Origin of the sequence: Streptomyces sp. MA5143a (genome assembly GCF_900290235.1) — a bacterium.
Taxonomy (GTDB): Bacteria; Actinomycetota; Actinomycetes; order Streptomycetales; family Streptomycetaceae; genus Streptomyces.
Genome location: NZ_OLMK01000138.1, coordinates 1 through 23,206, shown reverse-complemented (window position 1 = coordinate 23,206; position 23,206 = coordinate 1). Strand labels below are relative to the sequence as shown.

The following is a 23,206-nucleotide window of genomic DNA, read 5'->3' as shown; positions in this document are numbered from 1 at the left end:
GTGTGTGAGGGAACGGGTCGGGTGTGCAACGCGTGCTCCGAACTCTGCTCGATTTGTCTTACGTCCGCCTCTCGAAGCGGCCAGCTGACACGGCTGGCACTTGCTGTCCGCGGCGTCGGTTCTCCTACGTTGCCCGCCCATGCCTGGTCGTTTCGGCTTTCTCGGGGCAGCGCTGGCCGACGCAAGCTACGAGTGCCTGGACGGGCACCGGCGACAAGCCGGTGGCGCGGGTCACGGCGGAGACCGCCGGCATCCCGGTGTCGTCCTTCTGGTGTCGAGCCCAAGAGGGGCTGGGGGGGAACTGCGTCGGATGGAGAACCGGCGTGATCCGTTGACTGCGCCTCGTCCGCGACGCTCTCCGGCACGCGCATGAGCCGAACGACCCGTATGCGGACAATGCCACCGCCTCGCTGTCGTCGTCGAAGGGTAGGGCCGACGGCCGAGCCGGTGTCCTGCCCGCAGGGCTGAGGCCTTGGGCTTCGCCGATGTCCGCACCGCACGCGGACACTCACACTGCCCGGAACACTGGTGGAAGGTCTTCCGGGGTCAACGGACCGCTTGACGAGCATCTTGACGGTCCATCGAGCCGGGGTTGCCGTGTGGGGGTGTGGGGGAGAGGACCCGGTGCCGAGAGGACCGGTCCGTGACCAAACGCACCACCGGGCAGCGGCGCGCCCGTGAACTCCAGCGCACCGCAGGCGAGCAGGGCACACACCTCAGCTACCACGACGCCCTCACCTGGGTTCGAGCCACCGCCGAGGCGCGGGCCGAACATCCGGATGAGATCGTCGTCTTCGCACCACACGCCGCTTGCATCATGATCTTCGACGCGGACGAGGACCCCGAGTACATCCGCGACTCGATCACGCCGGTCCCCGCAGCCGACGGGTCAGGCGGGGCACCAGGACGGGTCGATGTCCTCCAGCTGCTCGTGCCGCTCGTCCGGCAGTGCCCCGGCCGTCGGCTGAACCGGCAGGCCCTTGGCACGCCGCTGCTCGTTCTCGGCGGCCCGGCGGCCCGGCGGCCCGGCGGGTGGCGGCCCGGCGGGTGGCGGCCCGGCGGGTGGCGGCCCGCGCGTTCTTCAAGGAGATCCCTGCCTGGTAGCCCTGGTAGGTGGCGTCCACTGGGGCCAGGAGGTGGCCTGCTTCGGCTGCCCATTCGCGCGGCGCGGCGAGTTCTTTCTCCCAGGCGACATCGAGGTGCGACCACGCCATGCCGAGCTTCTCCAGCTGCGCGACGCGGTTTTCTTCCATGTCCCCGCGGGCGTGGAACCTTCGGGTGTCGGCGATCTCCTCGAGCGCGTCCGCGCCGCGGTTGCCGTGATCGGGGCCCGGGGCGCCGCCGTGGTCGATGTCGGTCGGCGGCCGTCGCCGTCGCCGTCACCGTGTTCGTGATGAACAGCAGTGGCCGTTTCCATCGCCGCGACCTGTTTGCCGAAACCCGCCGACACCTCGGCCTCGTCCAGCGCGGCCGCCGCCGTGCGATGGGCTTGGACGAGACGATCGTGAACGAAGTGCTCAGCGCGCACTGCGCTGACATCACCGGGGCCCGCACCGAAGGCGGCGAGGAACCCGGCTGCGGCTTCTGCACCGCCCGGGCACCCACCGACCCGCCACCCTCCCGGACACCGGTGGCCGCCCCACGCCGGGGCCGGAAGCCGGCTGGCGGGGGTTTGTCCTTTCGTGGTGGTGGTGGTTTGTTATCCGGTTGTGTGGGCGGGTGCCGGGTCGGTGGAGAGGGCGGCGTGGGCCTGTTGGGGGGTGTCTGGTGTCGCGGGTTGTGTGTGTTCGGCCGGGGTGTGGGGGGTGGTGTGGGGGGTGTGTTTGGTTCCGAGTCCGCGCAGGTCTACCCACCGCAGGGTGATCAGGGTGAGCAGGACGGGCAGGGTGCCGCCCAGGACGAAGACCCAGAGGGTGTATTGCTGGCTGGAGCCGATGCCTGCCAGAGCCGCGGAGAGGGGGACCAGGGCCAGTGAGCCGAGCCAGTCGATGCTGATGACGCGGCCGCGGACCGCGTTGGGGACGGAGGTCTGCACCAGTGTCGACCAGTAGACGTTGCCGGCGGTGGAGAAGAAGCCGTAGACCGCGCCCAGCGGGAGCAGGAGCCACAGGGAGGGGGAGAAGACCATCAGGGCGAGCGGGGCTGCGCCGATCGTCCAGGCGAGGAGCATGCGGCGGGCGTAGTCGGCGGGCGGTTTGCGGGCGGCCAGGACGAAGGAACTGACCACGGCGGCCACGCCGGTGACGGCGACGAGCAGTCCGTAGTCGCGGGCGTCGCCGCCGAGGTCGTTGTGGATCAGGAAGGGCAGCAGGACCTGCCGGGGGCCGGACTGGAGCAGCAGGACCACGCCGGACCATACGATGAGCACCCACAGCCATCGTTCTCCGAAGAGGTAGCGCAGGGCTTCGCGGTAGCGGACCGGCTGCCCGGTGTTGTCCTGCTCGCTGTTTTCCGTGCTCTGCCCGTTGCCGTCGGCCCGGCCGGCGGGGCGGAAGGAGATCGCGGCGACGCACAGGGCGGCGACGGCGAAGCTGAGGGCGTTGAGGGTGATGACGGCGAGTGAGCCGACCAGCGCGATGAGCAGGCCCCCGACTCCGGGGCCGATCATCCGGACGGCGAGTGACCGCACGATGGATTCCAGCGCGTTCGCGGCGTGCAGGTCGTCCTCGGGAACCAGGTCCGGGGTGAAGGCGTCGGCCGCCGGCCCGCTGACGGCGGCGGCGGCGCCCAGGACGAAGGCGCCCCCGACCAGGTGCCAGACTTCCAGATACCCGCTCAGGTGGATGACGGCGAGCGCCGCCAGCACCGTGCAGCCCGCCGTGTACGACCAGCCGATGACCTGTTTGCGGGGGTAGCGGTCGGCGAGGGCTCCGCCGATCAGGACGCAGCTGATCAGGCCCACCGACTCGGCGCCGACGACCAGGGCCAGCCCCGAGTTGTCGGCGCCCAGTTCGATGGCCACCCACGGCAGGGCGACCAGCCAGACGCCGTCGCCCACCATGCTGATGAGGTAGGAGACGAACAGCAGGCGGTAGTCACGGTGCCGCAGTGGCACCAAGGGCTTGGTCAGGGACTTCATCGGGGGATTCCCAACTCTGCGGGGGGGGCGATGCCGTGCGTGCGTGCGGCCACCGGGTCACGGTGGCCGCACGCACGCACGCACGGCCGGGGAAGGCGGAAGGGGCGGGGGGCCGGGGGGTGTTGCCGCCCTGCGGACGGTCAGAAGGCTGCCGGGACCTTCTTCCTGAGCGCGATCCGTATCTGCTGACCGTTCTCGCCGTTGATCATCATCACCGAGGGGGTGGAGTGGGTGGGCGGCATCGCGCGGAGCTTCTTCTGGTCGGCGACCCGCTCCTCGTAGTACTCCCGGCCGGCGGGCACCGCGTTGGCCCGCAGGGAGGGCATCGGGCGCCGGCCGACGGGCCAGTCGAGGACGTCGTTGCCCGGCAGGTACTCGCCGCCGTCCTCGGGGAGCAGGGTGCGGGGCCGGTTGATCGTGTAGACGTTCTCCAGGTGCTCGAAGGCGTGGCCCACACCGGGCGGGAGGAGCAGGTAGCGCTCGGGGTCGGGGAAGAAGGTGAACGAGACGTCGGCTCCGTAGGTGGGCGAGTCGACGCGGGTGTCGATCAGGTGGAGGGTGACCTCCTGGTCACGAGGGCCGACGAAGGTCAGCCGGTCCTCCTGGCCGAGGTGGATGCCGTACGCGTCGTGCGTGTAGAGGTCCTCGCCGTGGTCGATGAAGTACAGCGGGTGGCGGTCGAGGAGGGCGGAGAAGCCGGACTCGGCGCCGCTGCGGATCACCGGGTGCCGCACCCAGCCGACACCGAACACGCCGTCGAAGGGCTCCCAGTTCTTCCTGCCGTCCTTCGGCAGGGGCCGGCGCAGCTCGACCCGGCGGACGGTGCCGTCGGTGAGGCGGACGTCGCGGGTGACCGGGTACTCGTAGGCGACCTTCGGGATCATCGCCCGCTGCTGCGCCGCCACCATGTCGTACCAGAGTTCGTCGGCGGAGTGGGTGTTGGGCTTGTACAGCGGGAGGTCCTCGTCGCTCACGTCGAGCGGCAGGTTGATGATGTCGGCGTCGGGCTGCCAGTCGAGGGAGCCGTGCACCCACTCCTTCGGGTCCGGCAGGAACAGCTCGTAGGAGTTGATCGAGTTCACGAACTCCAGGCCGTCGAAGGTGTGTGCCACGCCGGGCGGGATGTACAGCGCCCGGGCCGAGGTCGGGGACCAGGTGTGCGTCTCCCGGGCGCCCGCGGTGGGGGAACCCTCGCGGCAGTCGATGAAATGGCCGGTGATGGTGCGGGTGCTGGGGCCCATGAAGGTCAGCCAGTCGGCCTGTCCGAGGTGAATTCCGTAATGTCCGTAGCTGAATTCTTTTTCGCCGTGGAAAACCAGGGTTGCGGGCCGCAGGGTGGGAAAGGGGACGACGTAGGAATCGTTCCCGTTCTCGATCCGCCAGTTCTCGCGCCAGCCCAGTCCCTCGATGGCGAACGACTCGTTCACAACAGTCCTTCCTTTCCTGAATGTGCGGCCTGGGGGGCGGGGGCGGGCGACTGTGTGCCCGCCCCCTGCCGGTCCTTCGCTCAGCCGAGGATCTCGACCTCGTAGCCAGCGGCCTCGGCGGCGGCGCGCAGCTCGTCGATGGACGTGGTCGGCAGCTCCTCGAAGATCTCCGCGACGGCCGCCTGCTTGATGCCGGCCAGCGAGGCGGAGAGCCGGGAGGCCTGGTCGGCGCCCTCGAACTTGTTGAAGGCCAGCGTGGTCAGCAGGTTCTGCAGCGCCTCGTCACCGGAGGCGGAGGCCTCGCGGAGCTTCGCCAGCGTCGCGTCGTCGACCTTGCTGAAGTCGGCGTCGAACTCGGTGCCGTTCGCGTAGAGAGCGGCGAGCATCTGCTGGGCGGAGGTGGTGGTGGCGTTCATGGCGGGCTCCTTCTTTTCGGCGATCGATTCCACGGGTTCCGTTTTCTTTTTCTTTCCGGCCCCCCGTGCTGATGTATCAATTTCACCAACCCCGAGGAGTTCGGTCAATGAACTTTCCATCGGCTTCGGGAATCGGGGGGTTCGGACATTGTGATGGGTCGCGGTTCCGGGCGGGGAGCGGCCGGCCGATAATTCAGGCGGCTGCTCGATCGGTTTCTTGGGTCAGGAATTCACTGACCTTTTCCGTGAAGACCCGCATTTCCCTGGTCAGTCGTGCTCCGCGGCGCCACAGGAGCTGGGTGCTGACCTCGAAGGACGGCCGCCAGGCGAGCGGGACGAGGACACCGGTGTCGATGTCGTCCGCCACCGCCACGGCGGGCAGCAGGGCGATCCCGAGCCCGGCTGCCGCCCAGCGCTTCGCGGACTCCACGGTCCCCGATTCCAGCAGCGGTACGGGCTCCCGCCCGCCCCACAGCTCCCGTTCCAGCAGCCTGCGGCAGCGCGGCCCCGCCTCGGGCACCAGGAGGGGCGTTTCCCGCAGCTGGTCCGCGGTCACCAGCCGTCGTGCGGCCAGCAGGTGGTCCGGGCAGACCACGGCGACCAGGGGCTCGGTGCGCAGCACGACGGCCTCCATGCCGGCGTGGCGGGCCTCCACGTCCATCACCAGAGCGAGGTCGAGGGCGCCCCGCCCGAGTGCCTGGACGGTGTCCTCGCCGGAACCCGGCCGCAGCACCACGTGCAGTCCCGGGTGGCGGTGATGGAAGAACTCCAGCATCGGCGGCATGTGGTAGGTCGCGATGCTCTCCATGGTTCCCACGAGGACCCGGCCGGCCGGCTCATGGCCGCCCCGGGCCGCACCGCGGGCCTCGTCGGCCAGGGAGAGCAACTGCTCGGCGTACGGCAGGAACCGTTGCCCGGCCTGGGTGAGCCGGACGCTGCGGCCCGAGAGCCGCTCGAACAACTCGGTGCCCAGTGCGTTCTCCAGGCCCCTGATCTGGCCGGTGACGCTGGACTGTGCGTAGTTGAGCTCCGCTGCCGCCCGGCTGAAGCTGAGCAGGGTGGCAGCCTTCTGAAAGGTCGTGAGCTGGCGGATGTCCACGTGGTCCTCCGGGGGTTGTCGCGCCGCTTGCCGGTCAGTGGCCGTAACTGCTTGCGTCGCCGCCCTCGCCGGGGCCGGCCTCGGCCAGTTCGCGGGCGACCGCGGCGATGTCCGCCAGCAGTTCGTCGATGTCCGCCTCGGTCGTCGCCGGGTTGAGGAAGACGAGCTTGAGGTGGACCCGGGGTTCACCGTCCGGGCCGGCCGCCTTGGTGCGGGCCACGAGCGCGCGTCCCCGCGCCATGAGCGTGCGCCGGACCGCGGCGTTCCAGGCGCTCTCGTCGGCCACGCCCCGCGCGGGCGGCCGGCAGCGGAAGATCACCGTGCTGAGCAGCGGCTCGGCCAGCAGGTCCAGGTCCGTGCCGGCCGTGATGCGGGCGGCAGCGTACCGGGCCAGGCCGTGGCACCGGTCCACCCAGGCGCCCATGCCATCGCGGCCCAGCGTCAGCAGGGACGCGGCCATCTTGAAGGCGTCCGAGCGACGCGTGGTCTGCATCGAGGTGCCCAGCAGCGCGGTGAACCCCGCCGCCTCGTCGTCCGCCGGGTTGAGGTACACGGCCTGCTGGCCCAGGCACCGCAGGTGCTGCTCGTCGCGGACCAGGAGCACGCTCGACGAGGCCGGCGTCCAGCCGAACTTGTGCAGGTCGAAGGCGACGGAGTCGGCGCGGTCCAGCCCGGTCAGGAGCGGGGCGAGCGTGGGGGAGAACAGTGCCCCGATGCCGTAGGCCGCGTCGACGTGCAGCCACACGTCCCGCTCGGCGGCCAGGTCGGCCAGCTCGGGCAGCGGGTCGAAGGAACCGCGGTCCGTGGTGCCCGCCGTCGCGACCAGCGCCAGTGGGAGCTCCCCGGGGCCGAACCGGTCGAGGATGCGGCGCGCTGCGTCCACCCGCATCCGGCCGAGGTCGTCCACCGGCACGCAGACCACGGCGTCCTGGCCGAGCCCGAGGAAGCCGGCCGCGCGGGCCACGGAGAAATGGGCGGCCGCCGAGCACAGGATCCTCGGCCCGACCCGCAGACCGGTCAGGCCCGAGCGGGACACCTCGCCGCTCTCGCGCAGGGCGTGCTCCCTGGCGACCAGCAGGCCCATCAGGTTGGAGATGCTGCCGCCCGGGGTGAGGGTGCCCGACGCCCCGGCGCCGAAGCCGGCCCACGACGCCATCTCCGCGATCAGCCGCCGCTCCAGCTGCAGGGCGAAGGGACCGCTCTCCCAGGAGTGCAGGGACTGGTTGAGGGCGGCGGCGAGCAGCTCGGCGGCAGCGGAGGCGGCCGTGGGCGCGCATTGCATGCGGGACACGGCGGCCGGGTGCGCGAGGTCGGCCGCCCCGGCGGCGTACGCCTCGAACAGCTCGGTCACCCGCCGGGGGCTCGGGCTCTCGGCGAGGAACGCTCCCTTCTCGAGGAACCGGTCCATCGCGGCGGCCGCCGCCTCGGGGCCGCCGGCCGCGACCGGCCCGCCCCGCTTCAGCGAGGCGTCGTGGAGCGCGCCGAGCGCAAAGTCCACCAGCGTCCTCAGCTGCTCGAAGGCTTCCTGCCGGCCGGCCAGCGCCGCGTTCCTGCCCGTGTCGATCATCGACGGAGTCCTTGCTCTCGTGAGTCCGGTATGTCTCGTGAAGTGGCGTCCCGCTCGACGGGGGCGCCGCGCGTGCCGCGGATGACGCCGATCGACGCGACGACGACGGCCGCGAGGCCCAGCGTCTGCAGCGGCGAGATGGTCTCGTGCAGGACGAGCAGCGCGACCAGGGCGCCGATCGCCGGCTCCAGACTGAGCAGCACCCCGAAGACGAGCGCGGAAACCCGGCGCAGCGTCTCCATCTCGCAGGTGTACGGCACCAGGGACGACAGCATCGCGACGCCGAAGCCGAAGGCGAGCACCGCTGGGTCGGCCAGCGCGGAGCCGCCCTCGGACAGCCCGGCCGGCAGTGCGCACAGCGTGCCGAAGGCCATCGCGAGCGCCAGTCCGCCCCCGCCGGGCAGCAGCGCGCCCACCCTGGCCGACAGCGGCACATACGCGCCCCAGAACACCGCGCAGGCCAGGGCAATCAGCAGCCCGCTGATCCCGGCGGCACCGCCCTGCCACCCGAGCAGGGCGATGCCGCACCCGGCGAGCACCGCCCACAGCCGGTCGCGGGCCCGACGTGAGGACAGGGCCGCGACGGTGAGCGGCCCCGCCATCCCGACGGTCAGCGCGACCCCGACGGGCATCCGGGCCATGGCCAGGTAGAAGCACAGATTCATGCCGGCGATGGCGACGCCGAGGACGGTGACCGCACCCGCTGTGCGCCGGTCCAGGCGCAGCGACGGCCGCCAGAACACAAGCAGCACCGCCGCGGCGAAGCCGAGCCGCAGCACGGTCATCGCGGAGGGTCCCACGGCGTGGAACAGCTGCTTGGCGAAGGCGGCCCCGAGTTGGGTGCTCACCATCCCGACCAGCATCAGCACCGGTGCCGGGACGGCACCGATGCCCCGGGGTGCGGTGCCGCCGGCCGGGGCCGCGGTCACCTCGGCGGCTACGTCGACGCTCATGATGTCGTCCTTCCTCCGCTTGCGGAGCGGCTGCGGGTACGGCTCGGGGTACGGCTGGTGGCGGGGGCCGGCCGGTGCCTCACGGCGTGAGGAGGACCTTGCCGGTGGTGGCCCGGTTTTCCAGCAGGGTGTGGGCCCGTGCCGCCTCGGCCAGCGGCAGCCGCTCGCCGACACCGGGACGGATCACGCCGTCGGCGACGTGCGTGAAGAGCTCGGCGGCCGCCGCCCTGAGCGAGGCCGCGTCCGGGACGTGGTCGGCGAGGGTGGGCCGGGTCAGGTACAGGGAGCCCGCCGTGCGCAGCAGTTCGACGTCGACCGGCGGGACCGGGCCGCTGGACAGCCCGCACACGGCGAGGGTGCCCCGGCGACGCAGTGCCCTGACGCTCTCCTCGAACGTGGCCGCGCCCACCGAGTCGTAGACCGCGTGCGCGCCCTGGCCGCCGGTGAGTTCGCGCACCCCGGCCGCGAAGTCGCCGTAGGGCAGGGCGTGGTGGGCGCCCGCGGCCAGGGCGGCCTGTCGCTTCTCCTTGGTGGAAGCGACGGCGACGACCTGCGCGCCGCGGTGTGCGGCCAGCCGTACCAGGAGCTGCCCCAGCCCACCGGCGGCGGCCAGTACCACCACGGTTTCGCCGGCCGCCACGGGGTGCGTGGTACCGCTGAGGTACAGCGCGGCGAGCCCCTGGAGCAGGACCGCTGCGGCGTCGGGCAGCGTGACGCCGTCGGGAACGGGCACCAGCTTGGCCTGGGGGACGGCGGTGTACTCGGCGTAGGCGCCGAGCTGGGTGGCGTACGCGACCCGGTCGCCCAGGGCGAAGTCCGTGACGCCGTCGCCCACGGCGGTGACCACTGCGGCGGCCTCCTGGCCGGGGACGAACGGGTAGGCCGTGGGATAGGTGCCGTCGCGGAAGTAGACGTCGATGAAGTTGAGGCCGACGGCCTCGTTGCGGACGACGGCCTGGCCGGGCGCGGCCTCGGGGCGGGGCAGGTCGGTGACGGCGAGGACGTCGGGTCGGCCAGGGCGGGTCACTTGCAGGGCACGCATCAGTTCCTCGATTCGCCGGGAGCGGTGGGGGTGGCGGCCGCCGCGGTGCGGGACCGCCCGGGTGCGTGGGCCCCGGTGTGCGGCTCGGACTCGCGAAAGAGCCGGCGGAAGTAGTCGATGTCGCCGGTGAGGCCCGCCATCAGGGTGTCGATGCCCGGTTCGCCGGGGCCGTCCACGGCGTGCAGCAGTTCCTCGTTGCGGCGTAGCCGGGCCGGGGCGAACGGCAGGGCGCCGACGGTCCGGTAGCGGATGGCGCCGGTGGCGTCGCGCCGCGGGATGATGTCGGAGCGGGCCGAACGGCTGGCGCTGAACGGTATGTCCAGGCGCCCCTCGGCGAACGCCTCCACGACCGCCTCGATCAGGTCGGGGCGCTGCAGCAGCGGCTCGACGAGATCGGCGACCTCGTCGAGGATCCACCTCTGCTCCTCGGTGACCCGGCCGTCGTCGACGGTGACGAAGTCCAGCAGCGGCGAGTTGGCCCGGTCGGCCAGCCGCAGACCGGCCACGTTGGCCGCAGTGTCGGGGATGCCGTACGCCTCCTGGTACGTCTTGGTGATCAGCTTGGAGGCCCCGCCGAGCCGGGCCGCCAGCGCCCCGTAGAGGATGAGGTCCTCGGCGTTGCCGCGCTCGCGGGGGAAGACGCCCATGAACTCGTGCAGCACCGCGTGGACCTTGACGCCGGCGGGGAGGTAGCGCTCGGCGAGGACCGGAATGCTGCGCAGGGCCGCGACGTCTTGGACCAGGTGCCCGCCCTGCGGATAGGCCACGGACACGCAGCGGACACCGGCCCGGGTGGCGAGCACCGCCTCCAGCACGCTGATGGCGAGGCTGATCGACGGCGGCACGAGCACCGCGGTCAGGGTGCCGAACAGCTCCCGGTCGACGATCACCCCGTGCTCGGCCAGTTCGCCGCAGGCACGGTCCACGTCCTGCCATGCCGTCAGGGACTCGGCCAGCGGTACGGCCTTGGAGTAGGGCAGGTTGTACGAGATGCCGCCGCCCTCGAAGGAGGTGATGCCGGAGGCGACGGAGACGTCGAAGAGGAGGCGGGCGTCGGGGGATCCGTGCCGGATCTCCAGCGGCGCGTCGATGAGTTCGTTCAGTTCACGGCCGCGCTGCCAGCCGTGGGCGACCAGCGGGTAGCCGTTGAGGTCGGCCGGCCGCAGGTGCAGGGTGCGGCGGGCCTCGCCGAACCGCTTGAGGCGGGTGTGGGAGTCGATGGTCAGGGTCAGGAGGTCGGGGCGGGCCTCCTCCTCCAAGGTCGCCAGAAGCCGCTTCATCTCCTCGTGGCCGCCTACGCCGCAGCGCGGCTGCAGGGCCACCCGGCCCCGGTCCTTGCAGTCCTGGAGGATCTCGGCGGCGGTGGGCTTGCCGAGCGAGGCGATGTACGCGGCGGACTGGGACGGCGTGGGCAGTGAGGTGGAGCAGGCCAGTGGGACGGTGGCGGAGCGGGCGCCGGCGGACGGGACGGACGTGACGCTCATGACGCCGCCAGGTCGGTGAGCCTGGCACCGCGGCCCTCGAGCCGCAACCGGTCGAGCAGCCGGGGCAGTTCGGCGGCGTCGGCCAGGATGTGGTCCACTCCGGCGGCGTACAGGCGGTCGTGGGCCGAGGCGTCCTTGTGGCTGCCCACGGAGAGGTTGCCGCCGACGACGACGGGGCAGGTGATCCGGCCCGACCGCTTGGCCTGGTCGAGACCGCGCAGGTCCTCGTGGACATGGCCGTTGAGACTGCCGATGACCACGGCCTCGGCGTGCGGGTACTGCTCGCAGGCCTCGGCGAACTCCTCGACGGTCGTGCAGGTGCCGAGGTTGATGACGTGGTAGCCGAGGCCGCGCAGGGAGTGGGCGATGAGGTGGTTGGCGACCGCGTGGCTGTCGCTGGCCGCCACGCCGAGGACGACCGTGGGAGGTGCGGAGTGCTGGTTCGGCAGAGTTCGCATCGAGCTTCCTGGTTCGGGGTCGTTGGTGGGGAGCCGGCGGTTGTGCGGTCAGTCGTCGAAGGCGGCGAAGAGCTCCCGCTTGCTCACGGACTTCAGCCGGCCGGCGTCGAACTCGCCCGGGTCGGCGGCGGCCAGTGAGTCGAAGACGTGGCTGATCGCGGGCACCAGGCCCCAGACCTCGTGGTAGGGCGGTTGCCCCGGCGCGAGGCGTTCGGCGTCCTCCTGGCGGGCGAAGACGTAGTTCGACCAGTTGGCGGCGCGCGGGTGGCGGTGGTGGAAGTCGTGGACCACGGTGTCGCCGGTCAGCACGAGGTAGCGGGACGGGGCGTGCACGAACAGCAGCCGCAGGGTCCAGCGCGTCCACGCCAGGGCGCGGCGCAAGACGGGCAACTGCGGGGCGGGGACCGGGTCGCCGAGGAAGATGGCGTTGGTCAGCGAGGCGAAGTACGCCCGGCTGCGTCGGTCCTGAAGGCCGGGTTCGGGGAAGGTGTGCTTGACGCACAGCCGCAGGGTGTTGCTGACCTGGAACAGCAGGACGAGCGGCACGAACCACACGACGAGCAGGGCCGGCCAGGTGCCGGTCGCCGCCGTGACCAGGGTGAGCGTGCCGTAGAGGGTGGCGGCCGCCACTTTCTCGGTGGGCGCCGACTGGCTCCAGAAGGAGCGCACACGGGAGACGGCGAAGGCGAGGTGGAAGCGCGGGGAGAGCAGCTTGCCGAGGAGCCGGCGCCACATCCGGCGGCGGGTCATGCCCGGGTGCAGGCCCAGGCTGACCAGGAAGGCCTGGACCGTGGGGTCCTTCAGCGTCATGTGGTCGAGCGCGTGGTGGTCGCTGACGTGCTCGCGGCTGTAGCGCTGGAAGTTCTGGATGATCAGGAGGCTGGACACGGCGTGGCCTATGGCCCGGTCCGGCTCGCGGCGGCGGTACATGTTCCGGTGCGAGCACTGGTGGTAGATCATCATCCGCAGGTTGCGCATCCCGTGCAGGGTCACCGCCCAGCCGGCCGCGAGCAGCAGCAGGAACGGCCCCCCGAGGACGTAGGCCAGCGTGCTGAGGAGGACACCTGCGGCCATCGACGTCGTGGCCGTCACCAGGTGGAAGGTGGGCGTCCAGCCCGGGGACCGCTGGCCGGGCAGCGCCTTGCCGGTGAGGAGCGTCAGCGGGAACTGGAGGAATCCCGGGAGCACGGTCATGGACTCGCGCGGGCCACGGGCCGCGGCGGGTGGGGCGGAGGTGGCCGGGGCAAGGATGCCTTGCTGGTCGAGCAGTGCCATCGGGGCTCCTAGAGGGAGGAGAGGGCGGGTAGGGGCGCGCTGTTCAGCCGGACGCCGACGGAGCAGGCGACGGGCGCGGACCGCTCGGGGGCCGACATGAGGGCACGGGCGTCCTGCCGGGTGAGGACGACTTCGATGTGGTCGGCCTCCTCGTGCCGCAGGCCGCTCTCGCGGATCGCGATCCGGAAGGAGACGTTGCCGTCGGCGTCCACGCAGGACGTGACCGTGCCGTCCACGACGCCGGGGATCGTGGTGTGCTGGTGCATGGGGTTCCTCCGCGACAGGTGGTGGGGCGAGGCGGTGTCGTGCCGGCCCGCGCTCACTGCTGCGCGACGCGGACGGTCGCGGCGCCCAGGAGGCGGCACTGGCAGGCGAGCCGGTGGTTGCCGTCGGCCCGGCCGAGGTCCTCGAGGAAGTCCCTCTCGTCGGGATCGGCCTCCCCGAGCGACGCGGAGCCGTCGAGGACTTCGATGACGCAGGCGCCGCACGCCCCTGAGCGGCAGCCGAACGGGATCAGCTGTTCCGGCCTCTCGTACTCGATGTCCGTGAGGCAGGAGCCGTCGGGCAGCAGGATCTCCACCCTGTCGGGCATGAGGGTGAGCTTGTTGAGCGGCATTGCTGTGCAGCCCCCTTGAGGCGGGTCGGGCATCCCGGCGCGCGGGATGCGATGCGGTGACCGAGGCGCCGGTGCTACGCGGCCGACACGGACGGGACGGCCGCGCGGTCGCGTGCACCGGGGAACGCGTCGGAGGAGTGCTCGGGCGCGAGCCGTTCGCCGGGGCGCAGGGTCACGGCCGCGTGGTTCACGGCGGTGCCGGCCTCGCCGAAGCCGACGGTGATCAGCGGGACGCGGCCCGGGTAGGCGCACACGTCGCCGACCGCGTGGACGCCGGGCAGGTTGGTGCTCATGGACCGGTCGACCCGGATCCTGCGGTGCTCCAGGTCGATTCCCCACTCGGCGACGGGGCCGAGGCCGGAGGTGAAGCCGAGGGCGGCGACGAGCGCCTGCGCCGGCAGGGTGAACACCTCGTCGCCCCGCCGGATCCCGACCTGTTCAAGCCGCTGGGCACCGTGGCAGGCGACCACCTCGGCGTCGGTGACGACCCGGACGGCGGAGGCGTACAGCTGCCGCACGCTGTACTCGTGGGCGCGGAAGGTGCCCCGCCGGTGGACGAGGGTCGTGCTGCGGGCCAGCGGGGCCAGGGCCAGCGCCCAGTCCACGGCGCTGTCGCCCCCGCCGACCACGACCACGTCCCGTCCTGCGTGCGCCTCCGGTCGCGGGACGTGGTAGGCGACGCCCCTGCCCTCGTACGGTACCGAGCAGGGCAGCTTGCGGGGCACGAACCTGCCGAGCCCGGCGGCGATCACCACGGCTCCGGCGTCCACTTCGCCGCCGTCGTCGGTGCTCAGCATCCAGCCGCCGCCTCGGCGGGTAAGGCCGACCACCGTCCGGCCGAGCAGGTACCGGGTATCGAACGGGGCGGCCTGCTCCAGCAGGTTGTCGATCAACTGGCGCCCCTTGACGGCGGGGTGGCCGGCCACGTCGTACAGCAGCTTCTCCGGGTAGAGAGCGGACACCTGGCCGCCGGGCTCGTCGAGCGCGTCGACGACCATCGCCGACAGGCCGCGGAAACCGGCGTAGTACGCGGCGTACAGCCCGGCGGGTCCCGCTCCCACGACTGCGACGTCCACCGCCGCCTCGGCGGGCCGGCCGACGGCGCTCACGACTGCTGGCATCTCACGCTCCCCCTGGCTTGATTGCCGCGTATCTGTCGACACGCGGTGCGGGGCGGGTGGTTGCCCGCCCCACCAGGAAACCATACAGAACGCTCGCTATGTTTTCTAGGTCGGTTCGTTTCCTGTCAAAAACAGAACGATCGAGGGCCGGGTCAGCCGCCCCGGGCCTCCGTGCCGTCGAGGACCAGCCGCCAGATCTCCTCCACCTGGTCGGCCACCTTCCCTGCGCCCGCGCCGGCCGCCGGCGCCCCGGCGCCGCGTATCTGCACCTCGGCGCCCGTCAGCAGGTACCTGACGAGGGCGGTCACCGCCTCGGGGCGGTCCGTGAGCCGCGGCCGGCCGTCCTCCCGCGCGCGTTGCAGCAGGTCCTGCACGCCCGGCAGCCAGACCTGCGTCCACCGGTCCGGCTCCTCCGGCCGCTCCCTGGCGAGCCGGGCGGCCGAGCGCGCGACGACGCTCTCCTCCAGCAGCCCGGTGAGCCCGACGGTGAGTTCGGCCACCGTGCGCAGCGTGGGCTCGCGTGACTCCATGACCCGGCTCACGAGCGCCCGGGCGATCGCCCGGCCCTCCTCCCCGATCGCGTCGGCCAGGGCGGCCTTGGAGGGGAAGTGAAAGGTCAGTGCCCCCATCGAGACGGATGCGGACGCGCAGATCCGGGACAGTCGGGCTCCTTCGTAGCCGACGCGGTCGATCTCCAGGGCGGCGGCCCGGACGAGCCCCCTGCGTGTGCGCACCGCCCTCTCCTGAACAACCATCTCCTCGTTCCTCCCTCGGGCCCAGCCCCGGCCGCACCGTGTGGCCCTGCCGGAGGCCTCCCCGCCTTCCGTCGAAAGAAAAGCGATCGTTCGCTATTCTTTCATGGGAAAGGGGAGGCAGCCATCCCCCGCGGCAGGGGCTCTTCGGGATCCGAGGGCGCCGGTGCCCGCCCTGCGCCCGGCTGGGCGCGAGCCCGGGCGGCAGGCGCACGGCGCCGGCGCGGCTACACCGCGGTCGAACCGCCGTCGACGGCCATCGCCGTGCCGGTGACGAACGAGGAGAGGTCGCTGCACAGCCAGGCCGCGGCCTGCGCCACCTCGGCCGGCGCGGAGATCCGCCGCTGCACCGAGTCGGCCATGAAGACCTCCTCGAGCTCCGGGGCCGCCTGCAGCACGCCCTCCATCATCTCGGTGCGGGTGCTGCCCACGACCAGTGCGTTGCAGCGGATGCCCCGCTGCCCGTAGTCCAGCGCGGCCGCCCTGGTCAGTCCGATCACCGCGTGCTTGGCGGCGACGTAGGCGGCCGAGGCGCCGGTGGCCTTCATCCCGGCCACGCTGGAGGTGTTCACCACCGAGCCCCCCGAACCCGCCAGCATCGCCGGTATCTGGTGCCGCAGGCAGTTCCACACGCCGCGCAGATTGACGTCGACGGTGCGCTCGTACGTCGCGTCGTCGATCTCGTGCAGCGGCGTCCCCGCGGTGGCGTAACCGGCGTTGTTGAACGCCGCGTTCAGGGTGCCGAAGGTGTCGACGGCGACCGCCACAGCCCGTTCGGCGGCGGCTGGGTCCCTCACGTCACCGGCCGCCGCGACGGCCCGCCCCCCGCCTGCGCGGATCTGCGCGACGAGGTCGTCCAGCCTGTCCTCGCGCCGGGCCACGACCACCACCGCGGCCCCCTCCTCGGCGAACAGCCGGGCGGCCGCCGCCCCGATGCCGCTGGACGCCCCGGTGATCATGGCCACCTTGCCGTCCAGCAGCTGCCCTGTACCGCTCATGCCCACTGTGCCCCCTTGCCGTCGTGAAGTCGGTTGCGTGCGCGCGAGGTCCGCGCCGCGCGCGGGCGCAGACCTCGCGGTGTGCCTCGTGGAACGCGCCGGACTGCCGTCAGGCGGCCCAGGCCGTACCGGCCGCCGCCTCGCTGTCGAGCGTCCGCAGCAGGTCCTCGTCGATCGCGTGCAGCGAGTCCACCAGGTGACGCACCCCTGCCTCGCGCATCAACTGCCGCTGGAAGCTGTGCTCGAAGCGGCTCGGGTGGCCGATGAACGCCATACCGAGCAGCCGCGCCTCTTCGGCGACCCGGGCAACGTCGTCGACGATCAGAACCTCGTCGTGCTCGACACCGAAGTACTCGGTGGCGATCTCGTGCAGGCCCGGCCGGAAGGAGTCGGTGCAGATGTAGCCGGGCCCGTCGAACAGTGCCGCGTGCTCCCCGAGGAAGGCGTCGAAGTGGTCCCTGCCCAGACCGCCGTAGCAGACGGTGCGCAAACCCAGGCCGCGCAGCAGCCCCACGAGGGCGACAGCGCCCTCGTTCACCCGAACCGGACGGGTCTTCAGGTACCGGGCTCGTTCCTCGAAGTACGCCTCCAGCGCTTCCTCGCCGCTCATCGAGCCGCCCTGCGCCTCGGCGAGCAGCCGCCCCGCGACCGCGCGAGGCTGGGAGAAGATCGTGCGCTCCAGCTCGGCGGTGTATACGCAGCCGCGGCTCACCAGGAAGTGGTGGATGACCGGACTGAAGGTGTCGTTGAGCATGACACCGTCGATGTTCACCGCGCCCAGGCGCAGATGCGCCAGACCCTGACTCATGTGATCCCCCTCGGTGAGACCGCGGGCTCGGCCGCGGTGCTGAAAGCGCGGCCTCAGCCGGCCGCGCCGGTTCTCTCTGCGCCCACGGACTTCTCGACGCGCTCCCGGACCTGCCCGTTCGCGGCGGCGGCCGCGCTGCTCGCGGCCCGGAGCAGGTCCCGGATCCGGTCCGGGTTCACCTCGGTGCGGGCGACGACGGCCGGGACGGCGACCCCGGGCAGCAGCAACCGCCACATCCGTACCGCGCGGTCGGAGAGGTCCGCCCGCGCCTCGCTGGCGACGGCCGAGTACGTCTGCATGCCGGTGCACGCCTCGACCACGAACTCCGCCAGCTCGGCCGGTTCGACGCCGGCCTGCAACTCGCCCCTCTCACGGGCCGCTTCGAGGCACTCGGTCATGATCTGGCTCCACTCCCGATAAGGAGTGGTGTCCTTCAAGCCGAACGAGCCCTGCTCGCCGGTGAGGCGCACGCCCGCCCGCAGCAGCGGGTCCACCTGCAGCTGATACGCCCAGACCATGGTGATGTCGACGAGCCGTTGCAGTCCCTCGGACTCCAGCCAAGGGATGATCGACCGGGGCTGCGCGTTCATGACCGCGCGCGCCAGGTCCTCCTTGGAGTCGAAGTGGAAGTAGAGGGCCCCGGCGGTCAGTCCGGCTCTCTTGAGAATGCGGCTGATGCTTGCGCCGGCGAAACCCACCTCGTCGAAGACGTCCGCAGCCGCGCGGAGCAGCGACTCACGGGTCTGGACGGCACGCTCTTGCTTCGGCTGCTGAGCCATCGGAAACCCCCAAAGAAACAGAACGTTCCCTACGTTACCTGCCCGATCACCACCGGGCCAGTCGCAGCGGAACGCCAGCTCCCACTTGCCCGCGATGAACGGACACTTCACACTTTCCTCTCGGCATTTTACTCACCACTGACTGTCTCTTTGCCGCAAGGAAACCTAAAACAAAACGAGCACTCTTTATTTTCTTTCCAGGAGCGAACGCCTGTACGTGCATACAGCCGTGCACAGCACACACTTCCTTGGGGGATTTCCGCATGTCGATCACCGCCTCGAACCCGGCGACACAGACCTCGCTCACCCACACGGTTCCTTGCGAGTACGTCCACAAATCGGCACAGTCCGAGGTCCTGCTGACCGGCTGGAGCCCCGCCGGACCGGACCGCCACCGCATCACCGCCCGGTGGCCGCTCGCTCATCCCTTCTATGCGCCGGCGGGAGGCTTCCACGACCCGATGCTCGTAGCGGAGTCGGTCCGCCAGTGCGTGCCGCTGCTGAGCCACGTCGCCTACGACGTTCCCTTCGGCCACCGGCAGGTGTGGAGCCGCTTCCGGTACGAGATCGACCCGGCCGCGCTGGCAACATCGGACGCCCCGGCCGAGGTGGAGATGCGGGTCACCTGCCCGAAGGTGACCCGTCGCGCAGGCCGGCTGGTCTCCGTCGACATGCACGTCGACCTGTCCCTCGACAACCGCCCGCTGGGCACCGCGTTCACCCGCTTCGCCGACCTGTCTCCGGCCGTCTACCCACGGCTGCGCGGCCCCTACGCCGACATCGACGAGGCCTACCGGCGCACCATCCCCCTCGCCCCGCCGACCGCGCCGGCCTCCGTCACCCGGACCGGGTTCACCGACGTCGTGCTGTCCCCGACCAACTCTCCCACCCTCCATCAACTGCGCGTCGACCTCACCCACCCGGCGCTCTTCGACCACCCCGTCGACCACGTCCCGGGCATGCTCCTGCTCGAAGCGGCCCGACAGGCCACCCATGCCCAGACCCACCCGCAGCCGGTGATCGCCACGGCCATGGAGGCCGAATTCGCCCAGTACGTGGAACTCGACGCGCCCTGCTGGATCCACGTCGGGCCACCCGGCGAGGAATCCGGCCGCGATGGCGACGGTCCTGGTGCGGCACCTGTGCGCGTCATGGCGGTGCAGAACGAGGCCTGCGCGTTCACGGCGACCGTGACACCCACGGCGGTTTCCGGGGCCTGACCACCGGACGGGGCCACTTCGGCACAGCGACGGCGACGGCGCGGGCGCCAGGAAGCGGCGGGCAGCCACCCGGCCGCCATGGCCACGTCGCTGTGCGGTGCAGTGGTCTTCTTCGTGCGGGTCCATCTGCCGATGCCCTCGCCTCCGCCGCCCCGGGCGGGCGCTTTCCCGACGGAGTTCGCGGGCGGGGGCGTTCTGGTGGGCGGGCGCTAGGTCCAGCGCATGCCGATGGCGGTGAGCTGTTCGATGCGTTCCGGTGACAGCGTCGCGGCCCTGCGCCGCTGGTTCCCGACCCATGCCCCAAGCCGGAGCTCCCGCTCCTCCCGGTCCTCGCCGCTGTCACCGTCTCCGCAGATCACGATCCGCTCGACATGCTGCCTCGGGACTCGAAGGTGCCCTTCGCGTTGGTAGTACTGCTCGGCGGCGGCGAGGTTGGCAGCCCATTTGTCGGCCCGGCTGGTCCGTGGCTTGGGTTTTTCGTCCTCGGTGGCGAGGGTGACGCCGAGGACGTGCTGCAGCATCCATTGCTGGACGCCGGTGAGTTTGTCCCAGCCCAGGCGCTGGGCGCGTACCCACCGTCCGAGGTCTTCGCCCTGGCGTACGACGATGCCCGGCTCGGTCGGTAGTGCGCCGCCTTCGTTCAGGTGCTGCCGGGTGAGGTGGAAGGCGCGCTGCCATTCCACGGGCCAGGTGGGGCACCAGGACGGGTCGATGTCCTCCAGCTGCTCGCGGCGCTCCTCCGACATGGCGCCGGCCGACGACGGCACTTTCAGGCCCTCGGCACGCCGCTGCTCGATCTCGGCAGCCTTCCGGGCGGCGGCCCGGGCGTTCTTGAGCCAGATGCCCACCCGGTACCCCTGGTAGGTGGCGTCCAGTGGGGCCAGGAGGTGCCCGTTTTCGGCGGCCCACCCACGGGCAGCGGCGAGGCCTTCTTCCCAGGCGACGTCGTAGTGCGACCAGACCATGCCGAGCCTCTCCAACTGCGCGACGCGGTTCTCGTCCATGTCCCCGCGGGCGTAGAAGCGCCTGGTGTCGGCGATCCACTGCCCCAGCGGGAACGCGGCGAGCGAGGCTGGCCACCCTGCGGCTTTGACCTCCTGGTCGTCGCCGCCGGGGACGCGGTACGTGAACGGCACGCGCAGGTCGCCGTGCTCGCGGGCGTAGATGACGGCGGCCTCCACGCCGCGTCGCCAGTGGGCATGCTCAGGGTTGAGAACCCGCAGGTTGATGAAGGCGGCGAGCTGCGCGGGGTCACGCGGTGTGGAGAACTTCAACAGCTCCCTGGCCGGTACTGACAGCCGGTCGCTTCGGTCGCTCTCGGCTCCCTCGCCTTCCTCGGTGCCCGAGCGGGTCTGTACGCCCCGGACTCGGCTTCGAGCTTGCTGTTCGGCGAGTTGCTCGACGACCCTGGCGTCGTGCGCTCGTAGGGCCTCCAGCAGCTTCGCGAGCCCGCTATACGCCCGGGAGGTGAGCATGTTGTCGGGCGTCTCCCCGGGCCCCAGCAGCACCGGCACCACGAGGGAGGCGACCTTGCCCTCGCCGGGCTGCATCCGCAGCGCGCGGCCCACTGCCTGGACCAGGTCCGGCATCGAGCCCCGCACGTCCGCGAAGTACACGGAGTCACATTCCCGCGTGTCGACCCCTTCCCCGAGCACCCTCACCGAGCTCAAAAAGCCCTTCTCCACGACCGTGCCGTCCGTGGCGATCCCGTCGGCGAACTCCCCGAGGACCCGCCGCCGGTGGTCGGGTTTGTGGTCGCCGCAGAGCCAGTTGGCCCAGATGGTGGCCGGGTACAGTTCCGGGTCCGCGTCGTGCAGCCGCTTGGCGATGTCGGGAAGGCCGGCAGCGAACGCCTCGGCTTCCTTGACCACATGGTGAAAGGAGAGCGTGCGGCGAAACCCCTCCTCCGCGGCCGCCTTCACCAGCGCCGTCTGCAGCGCGGCGAGCCGGGCCCCGCGCACCTGGTCCGACCGGCCCTCGGCACCGAGCAGCATGGCAGCCTGGAGTTGCGTGTCGGTGATGTCCACGCACACGACCTGATACGGCGCACAGATTCCCCTGTCGATCGCCTCCGACAACGTCAGGGTGAAACACCTGCCGCCGAACGGGCCGTCCGGATCGTCCTCCATCGAGGCCACCAGCTCGCCCGGCGCGCCCTGTTCGGAGTCCTCGTCGAGCTGCCACAGCCGGGGCGTGGCCGTCATGTACAGGCGGCGCAGGGAGGGGATGCGGGTGTTGTCGTGGACGACGGCCCAGGGCTTGCCGATCCGGCCGGACGTACGGTGCGCCTCGTCGACCACGATCAGGTCCCAGCCCGGCAGACCGGCTGTATGGGCGCGCTCCAGCGTGCCCAGCCCCAGCGAGGCGTAGGTGGCGAACACGGTCACCGTGTCGAACGGGCGGACCCACGCCAGGAGCTCCTCCGTGTCCGTGGTGTTGGGGAAGGCCACCTGGTCCCCGCGCAGGGACGAGACCCCGATCATCGGGCCTGTGCGGCCCCCTTCGCGCCAGCCGGTCTCGGTCTGGGTGAGCAGATCCAGCGAGGGCACGAGGACGAGCACACGGCCCGCGCATAGCTCCTCCGCGCTGCGGACAGCGACGAGGCTCTTGCCCGATCCCGTAGCCATGATCACCTGAGTCCGGAGCCCGCGCTCAGGCACAATGGATCTTGCAGGAAGTTCCAGTGCCCGGATAATCGCGTCAACGGCTTCTCTTTGGTGGGGACGGAGGGTTTTCCTTTCCACCGGACTCCCTTTCTCCCGGATTATTGTTGCCCGTACCTCGAGTGCGCAGCGCGCTGCGCCAAGACGGCTTCGGTCAGGTCGGTGCGCAACTGTTCGAGAAAGACCCTGAGGGCCATGGCAACGCGGCGGTAGCCGCCAGGATCGAGGTGATAGCTGTCACCGGTGAGGACGCCGAGTGCGAGGTGGTACACGCCGCCGGTGGTGTGACTGACTGCGTACAGGCCTCCGCCGCCGTCCGTACCGAAGACTGTCACCGCGTCATCAACCGCTCCAGTGAGCCGGTTGGGGTAGTTGCCCGCCTCCCTCTGAGAGACGACAGAAGATGCATCATTGATCCAGACGCCGTTGCCGAGATCAGGCAGAACGACAGGGCCGAGCTGGGCGTAGTACTCCAGGAGTGCCTCGGCCGCCCCGGCGTGACCGAGCAGCGCGACCGCGGCCTCACCCTCCTCGGCAGAGACCAGACGCACCTCGTGCCCGCCGGGCGGGTAACCCCGCACGGCCTCGAATCCGGCCGAGAATGCCTCCGCCAGCCGAGCCATTTCTTCGCCCCACTGACGCACATACGCAGTGTCATCCACGACCGAAGACTACCTATCGATAGGGTGCAGTAATTCCAGAGCCTAGCAGCAGCTCATTTTGATGCACCAACCGTCACCAAGTTCATCCAGGGATACACCCCCGCGCCGTCCCGCCGACGAGGCCCAGACTCTGACCCCCTCTGCACCGCGGACCCACGCTGCGCCTCCGACCCCCAGCGACCCGGACGCGCTGCCATGGGGTCTACCGACACGATGACCGGGCATACGGGCCTCACCCCCTACGAGAGGAGCTCGTCTCATGCTCGGCATAGTCGCGGCGGTGCTGTTCTTCTTGTCCTTTCTGATCAACGCGGCAGAACTCGGCACCAACGACGTGTTCTCTTCAGTGAACGTGATGCTGCTCGGACTGACAGCCCTGGCCCTGCACATGGCCGGCATCGGCGCCAGCTGGGCACGCAGAGGCTGACCCCACGAGAAAAGGATGGTGACGAACTGTCACCATCCTCGCCCAGCCCCAACCCCGTAGCCAGCCAGGCCCGCGCCAGCGGGCCCACGGTCCTGGAGGCGCAGCCGGAAGGACCGCCAGGCGGGGGAGCGCAGCGGACCCGCCGGCCAGGCCGGAGCGAAGCGAAGGCCTGGCAGCGGGACAGAGTCCCGCCGGTCCGGGAGCGCAGCGAACGGACCGTCAATCTCGGTGCGCAGCACCGAGATTGCGCGGGTTGCGCAGCAACCCGCCAGCGCTCCCGCGGAGCGGGAGCGCAACCACCGCGCGCAGCGCGGTGGTTCGCTTACTCCGGGCGCAGCCCGGAGTAACCCGCTCCGCGGG

Annotated in this window: 22 protein-coding genes; 2 read left to right on the top strand and 20 right to left on the bottom strand. The window is 71.2% G+C overall.

Annotated features, from left to right (window positions below; all coding sequences use genetic code 11):
• Positions 1–863: 863 nt before the first annotated feature.
• The 18 genes from SMA5143A_RS41400 to SMA5143A_RS41315 all read right to left on the bottom strand — a co-directional run bounded on the left by SMA5143A_RS41400 (position 864) and on the right by SMA5143A_RS41315 (position 17,874).
• Entirely contained in the window at positions 864–1,253 is a 390-nt protein-coding gene (locus tag SMA5143A_RS41400; protein WP_375136604.1) for a hypothetical protein, read from the bottom strand.
• A 446-nt stretch (positions 1,254–1,699) separates the two neighbouring features.
• Entirely contained in the window at positions 1,700–3,079 is a 1,380-nt protein-coding gene (locus SMA5143A_RS41395) for an MFS transporter (RefSeq protein ID WP_107467940.1), read from the bottom strand.
• Positions 3,080–3,219: 140 nt separating this feature from the next.
• Positions 3,220–4,506, bottom strand: coding sequence for a dTDP-4-dehydrorhamnose 3,5-epimerase family protein (locus SMA5143A_RS41390; RefSeq protein ID WP_107467939.1), 1,287 nt, complete (start codon positions 4,504–4,506; stop codon positions 3,220–3,222).
• 80 nt (positions 4,507–4,586) lie between these two features.
• A complete protein-coding gene (locus SMA5143A_RS41385; RefSeq protein WP_146194051.1) occupies positions 4,587–4,922 on the bottom strand; it encodes a hypothetical protein in 336 nt (111 codons plus the stop codon).
• A gap of 193 nt (positions 4,923–5,115) precedes the next feature.
• On the bottom strand, positions 5,116–6,021 hold the full coding sequence (locus tag SMA5143A_RS41380) for a LysR family transcriptional regulator (protein WP_107467937.1): 906 nt from the start codon (positions 6,019–6,021) through the stop codon (positions 5,116–5,118).
• 34 nt (positions 6,022–6,055) lie between these two features.
• Positions 6,056–7,588 (bottom strand): pyridoxal phosphate-dependent decarboxylase family protein, encoded by a 1,533-nt coding sequence (locus SMA5143A_RS41375; protein ID WP_107467936.1) that lies wholly within the window; start codon positions 7,586–7,588, stop codon positions 6,056–6,058.
• The gene (locus SMA5143A_RS41370) at positions 7,585–8,541 is read right to left on the bottom strand and encodes an EamA family transporter (RefSeq protein WP_107467935.1); all 957 of its coding nucleotides are present in this window, start codon (positions 8,539–8,541) and stop codon (positions 7,585–7,587) included. The genes SMA5143A_RS41375 and SMA5143A_RS41370 overlap by 4 nt, the downstream gene beginning before the upstream one ends.
• Positions 8,542–8,620: 79 nt before the next feature.
• Positions 8,621–9,583, bottom strand: coding sequence for a quinone oxidoreductase family protein (locus SMA5143A_RS41365; RefSeq protein ID WP_107467934.1), 963 nt, complete (start codon positions 9,581–9,583; stop codon positions 8,621–8,623).
• A complete protein-coding gene (locus SMA5143A_RS41360) occupies positions 9,583–11,067 on the bottom strand; it encodes a methylaspartate mutase (RefSeq protein ID WP_107467933.1) in 1,485 nt (494 codons plus the stop codon). The genes SMA5143A_RS41365 and SMA5143A_RS41360 overlap by 1 nt, the downstream gene beginning before the upstream one ends.
• Positions 11,064–11,525 carry a cobalamin-dependent protein gene (locus SMA5143A_RS41355; protein ID WP_107467932.1) on the bottom strand — a complete coding sequence of 154 codons (462 nt, stop codon included), beginning with the start codon at positions 11,523–11,525 and terminating at the stop codon, positions 11,064–11,066. Before SMA5143A_RS41355 ends, SMA5143A_RS41360 begins: the two co-directional genes overlap by 4 nt.
• 48 nt (positions 11,526–11,573) lie before the next feature.
• Positions 11,574–12,800 carry a fatty acid desaturase gene (locus SMA5143A_RS41350; RefSeq protein ID WP_219923654.1) on the bottom strand — a complete coding sequence of 409 codons (1,227 nt, stop codon included), beginning with the start codon at positions 12,798–12,800 and terminating at the stop codon, positions 11,574–11,576.
• 8 nt (positions 12,801–12,808) lie between these two features.
• Positions 12,809–13,066 (bottom strand): hypothetical protein, encoded by a 258-nt coding sequence (locus tag SMA5143A_RS41345; RefSeq protein WP_107467931.1) that lies wholly within the window; start codon positions 13,064–13,066, stop codon positions 12,809–12,811.
• Between the two features lie 53 nt (positions 13,067–13,119).
• Positions 13,120–13,416 (bottom strand): 2Fe-2S iron-sulfur cluster-binding protein, encoded by a 297-nt coding sequence (locus tag SMA5143A_RS41340; protein ID WP_107467930.1) that lies wholly within the window; start codon positions 13,414–13,416, stop codon positions 13,120–13,122.
• Between the two features lie 74 nt (positions 13,417–13,490).
• Positions 13,491–14,537 (bottom strand): NAD(P)/FAD-dependent oxidoreductase, encoded by a 1,047-nt coding sequence (locus SMA5143A_RS41335; protein WP_107467929.1) that lies wholly within the window; start codon positions 14,535–14,537, stop codon positions 13,491–13,493.
• A 152-nt stretch (positions 14,538–14,689) separates the two neighbouring features.
• Positions 14,690–15,271 carry a TetR/AcrR family transcriptional regulator gene (locus SMA5143A_RS41330; RefSeq protein ID WP_181362279.1) on the bottom strand — a complete coding sequence of 194 codons (582 nt, stop codon included), beginning with the start codon at positions 15,269–15,271 and terminating at the stop codon, positions 14,690–14,692.
• 245 nt (positions 15,272–15,516) lie between these two features.
• Positions 15,517–16,287, bottom strand: coding sequence for an SDR family NAD(P)-dependent oxidoreductase (locus SMA5143A_RS41325; RefSeq protein WP_107467927.1), 771 nt, complete (start codon positions 16,285–16,287; stop codon positions 15,517–15,519).
• Positions 16,288–16,396: 109 nt separating this feature from the next.
• Positions 16,397–17,095, bottom strand: coding sequence for a haloacid dehalogenase-like hydrolase (locus SMA5143A_RS41320; protein ID WP_107467926.1), 699 nt, complete (start codon positions 17,093–17,095; stop codon positions 16,397–16,399).
• A gap of 53 nt (positions 17,096–17,148) precedes the next feature.
• Positions 17,149–17,874 carry a ScbR family autoregulator-binding transcription factor gene (locus SMA5143A_RS41315; protein ID WP_107467925.1) on the bottom strand — a complete coding sequence of 242 codons (726 nt, stop codon included), beginning with the start codon at positions 17,872–17,874 and terminating at the stop codon, positions 17,149–17,151.
• A 263-nt stretch (positions 17,875–18,137) separates the two neighbouring features.
• On the opposite strand from SMA5143A_RS41315, the gene SMA5143A_RS41310 reads away from it, so the two are divergent.
• Positions 18,138–19,094: a ScbA/BarX family gamma-butyrolactone biosynthesis protein gene (locus SMA5143A_RS41310; RefSeq protein ID WP_107467924.1), complete on the top strand. Its 957-nt coding sequence runs from the start codon at positions 18,138–18,140 to the stop codon at positions 19,092–19,094.
• 209 nt (positions 19,095–19,303) lie between these two features.
• Here SMA5143A_RS41310 and SMA5143A_RS41305 read toward each other — a convergent pair whose 3' ends face one another.
• Together SMA5143A_RS41305 and SMA5143A_RS41300 are read right to left on the bottom strand one after the other, a co-directional pair.
• Positions 19,304–21,838 (bottom strand): DEAD/DEAH box helicase, encoded by a 2,535-nt coding sequence (locus SMA5143A_RS41305; RefSeq protein WP_107467923.1) that lies wholly within the window; start codon positions 21,836–21,838, stop codon positions 19,304–19,306.
• Between the two features lie 20 nt (positions 21,839–21,858).
• Entirely contained in the window at positions 21,859–22,419 is a 561-nt protein-coding gene (locus tag SMA5143A_RS41300) for a hypothetical protein (RefSeq protein WP_107467922.1), read from the bottom strand.
• 259 nt (positions 22,420–22,678) lie between these two features.
• On the opposite strand from SMA5143A_RS41300, the gene SMA5143A_RS43395 reads away from it, so the two are divergent.
• Positions 22,679–22,846 (top strand): hypothetical protein, encoded by a 168-nt coding sequence (locus tag SMA5143A_RS43395; RefSeq protein ID WP_181362278.1) that lies wholly within the window; start codon positions 22,679–22,681, stop codon positions 22,844–22,846.
• Positions 22,847–23,206 lie beyond the last annotated feature (360 nt).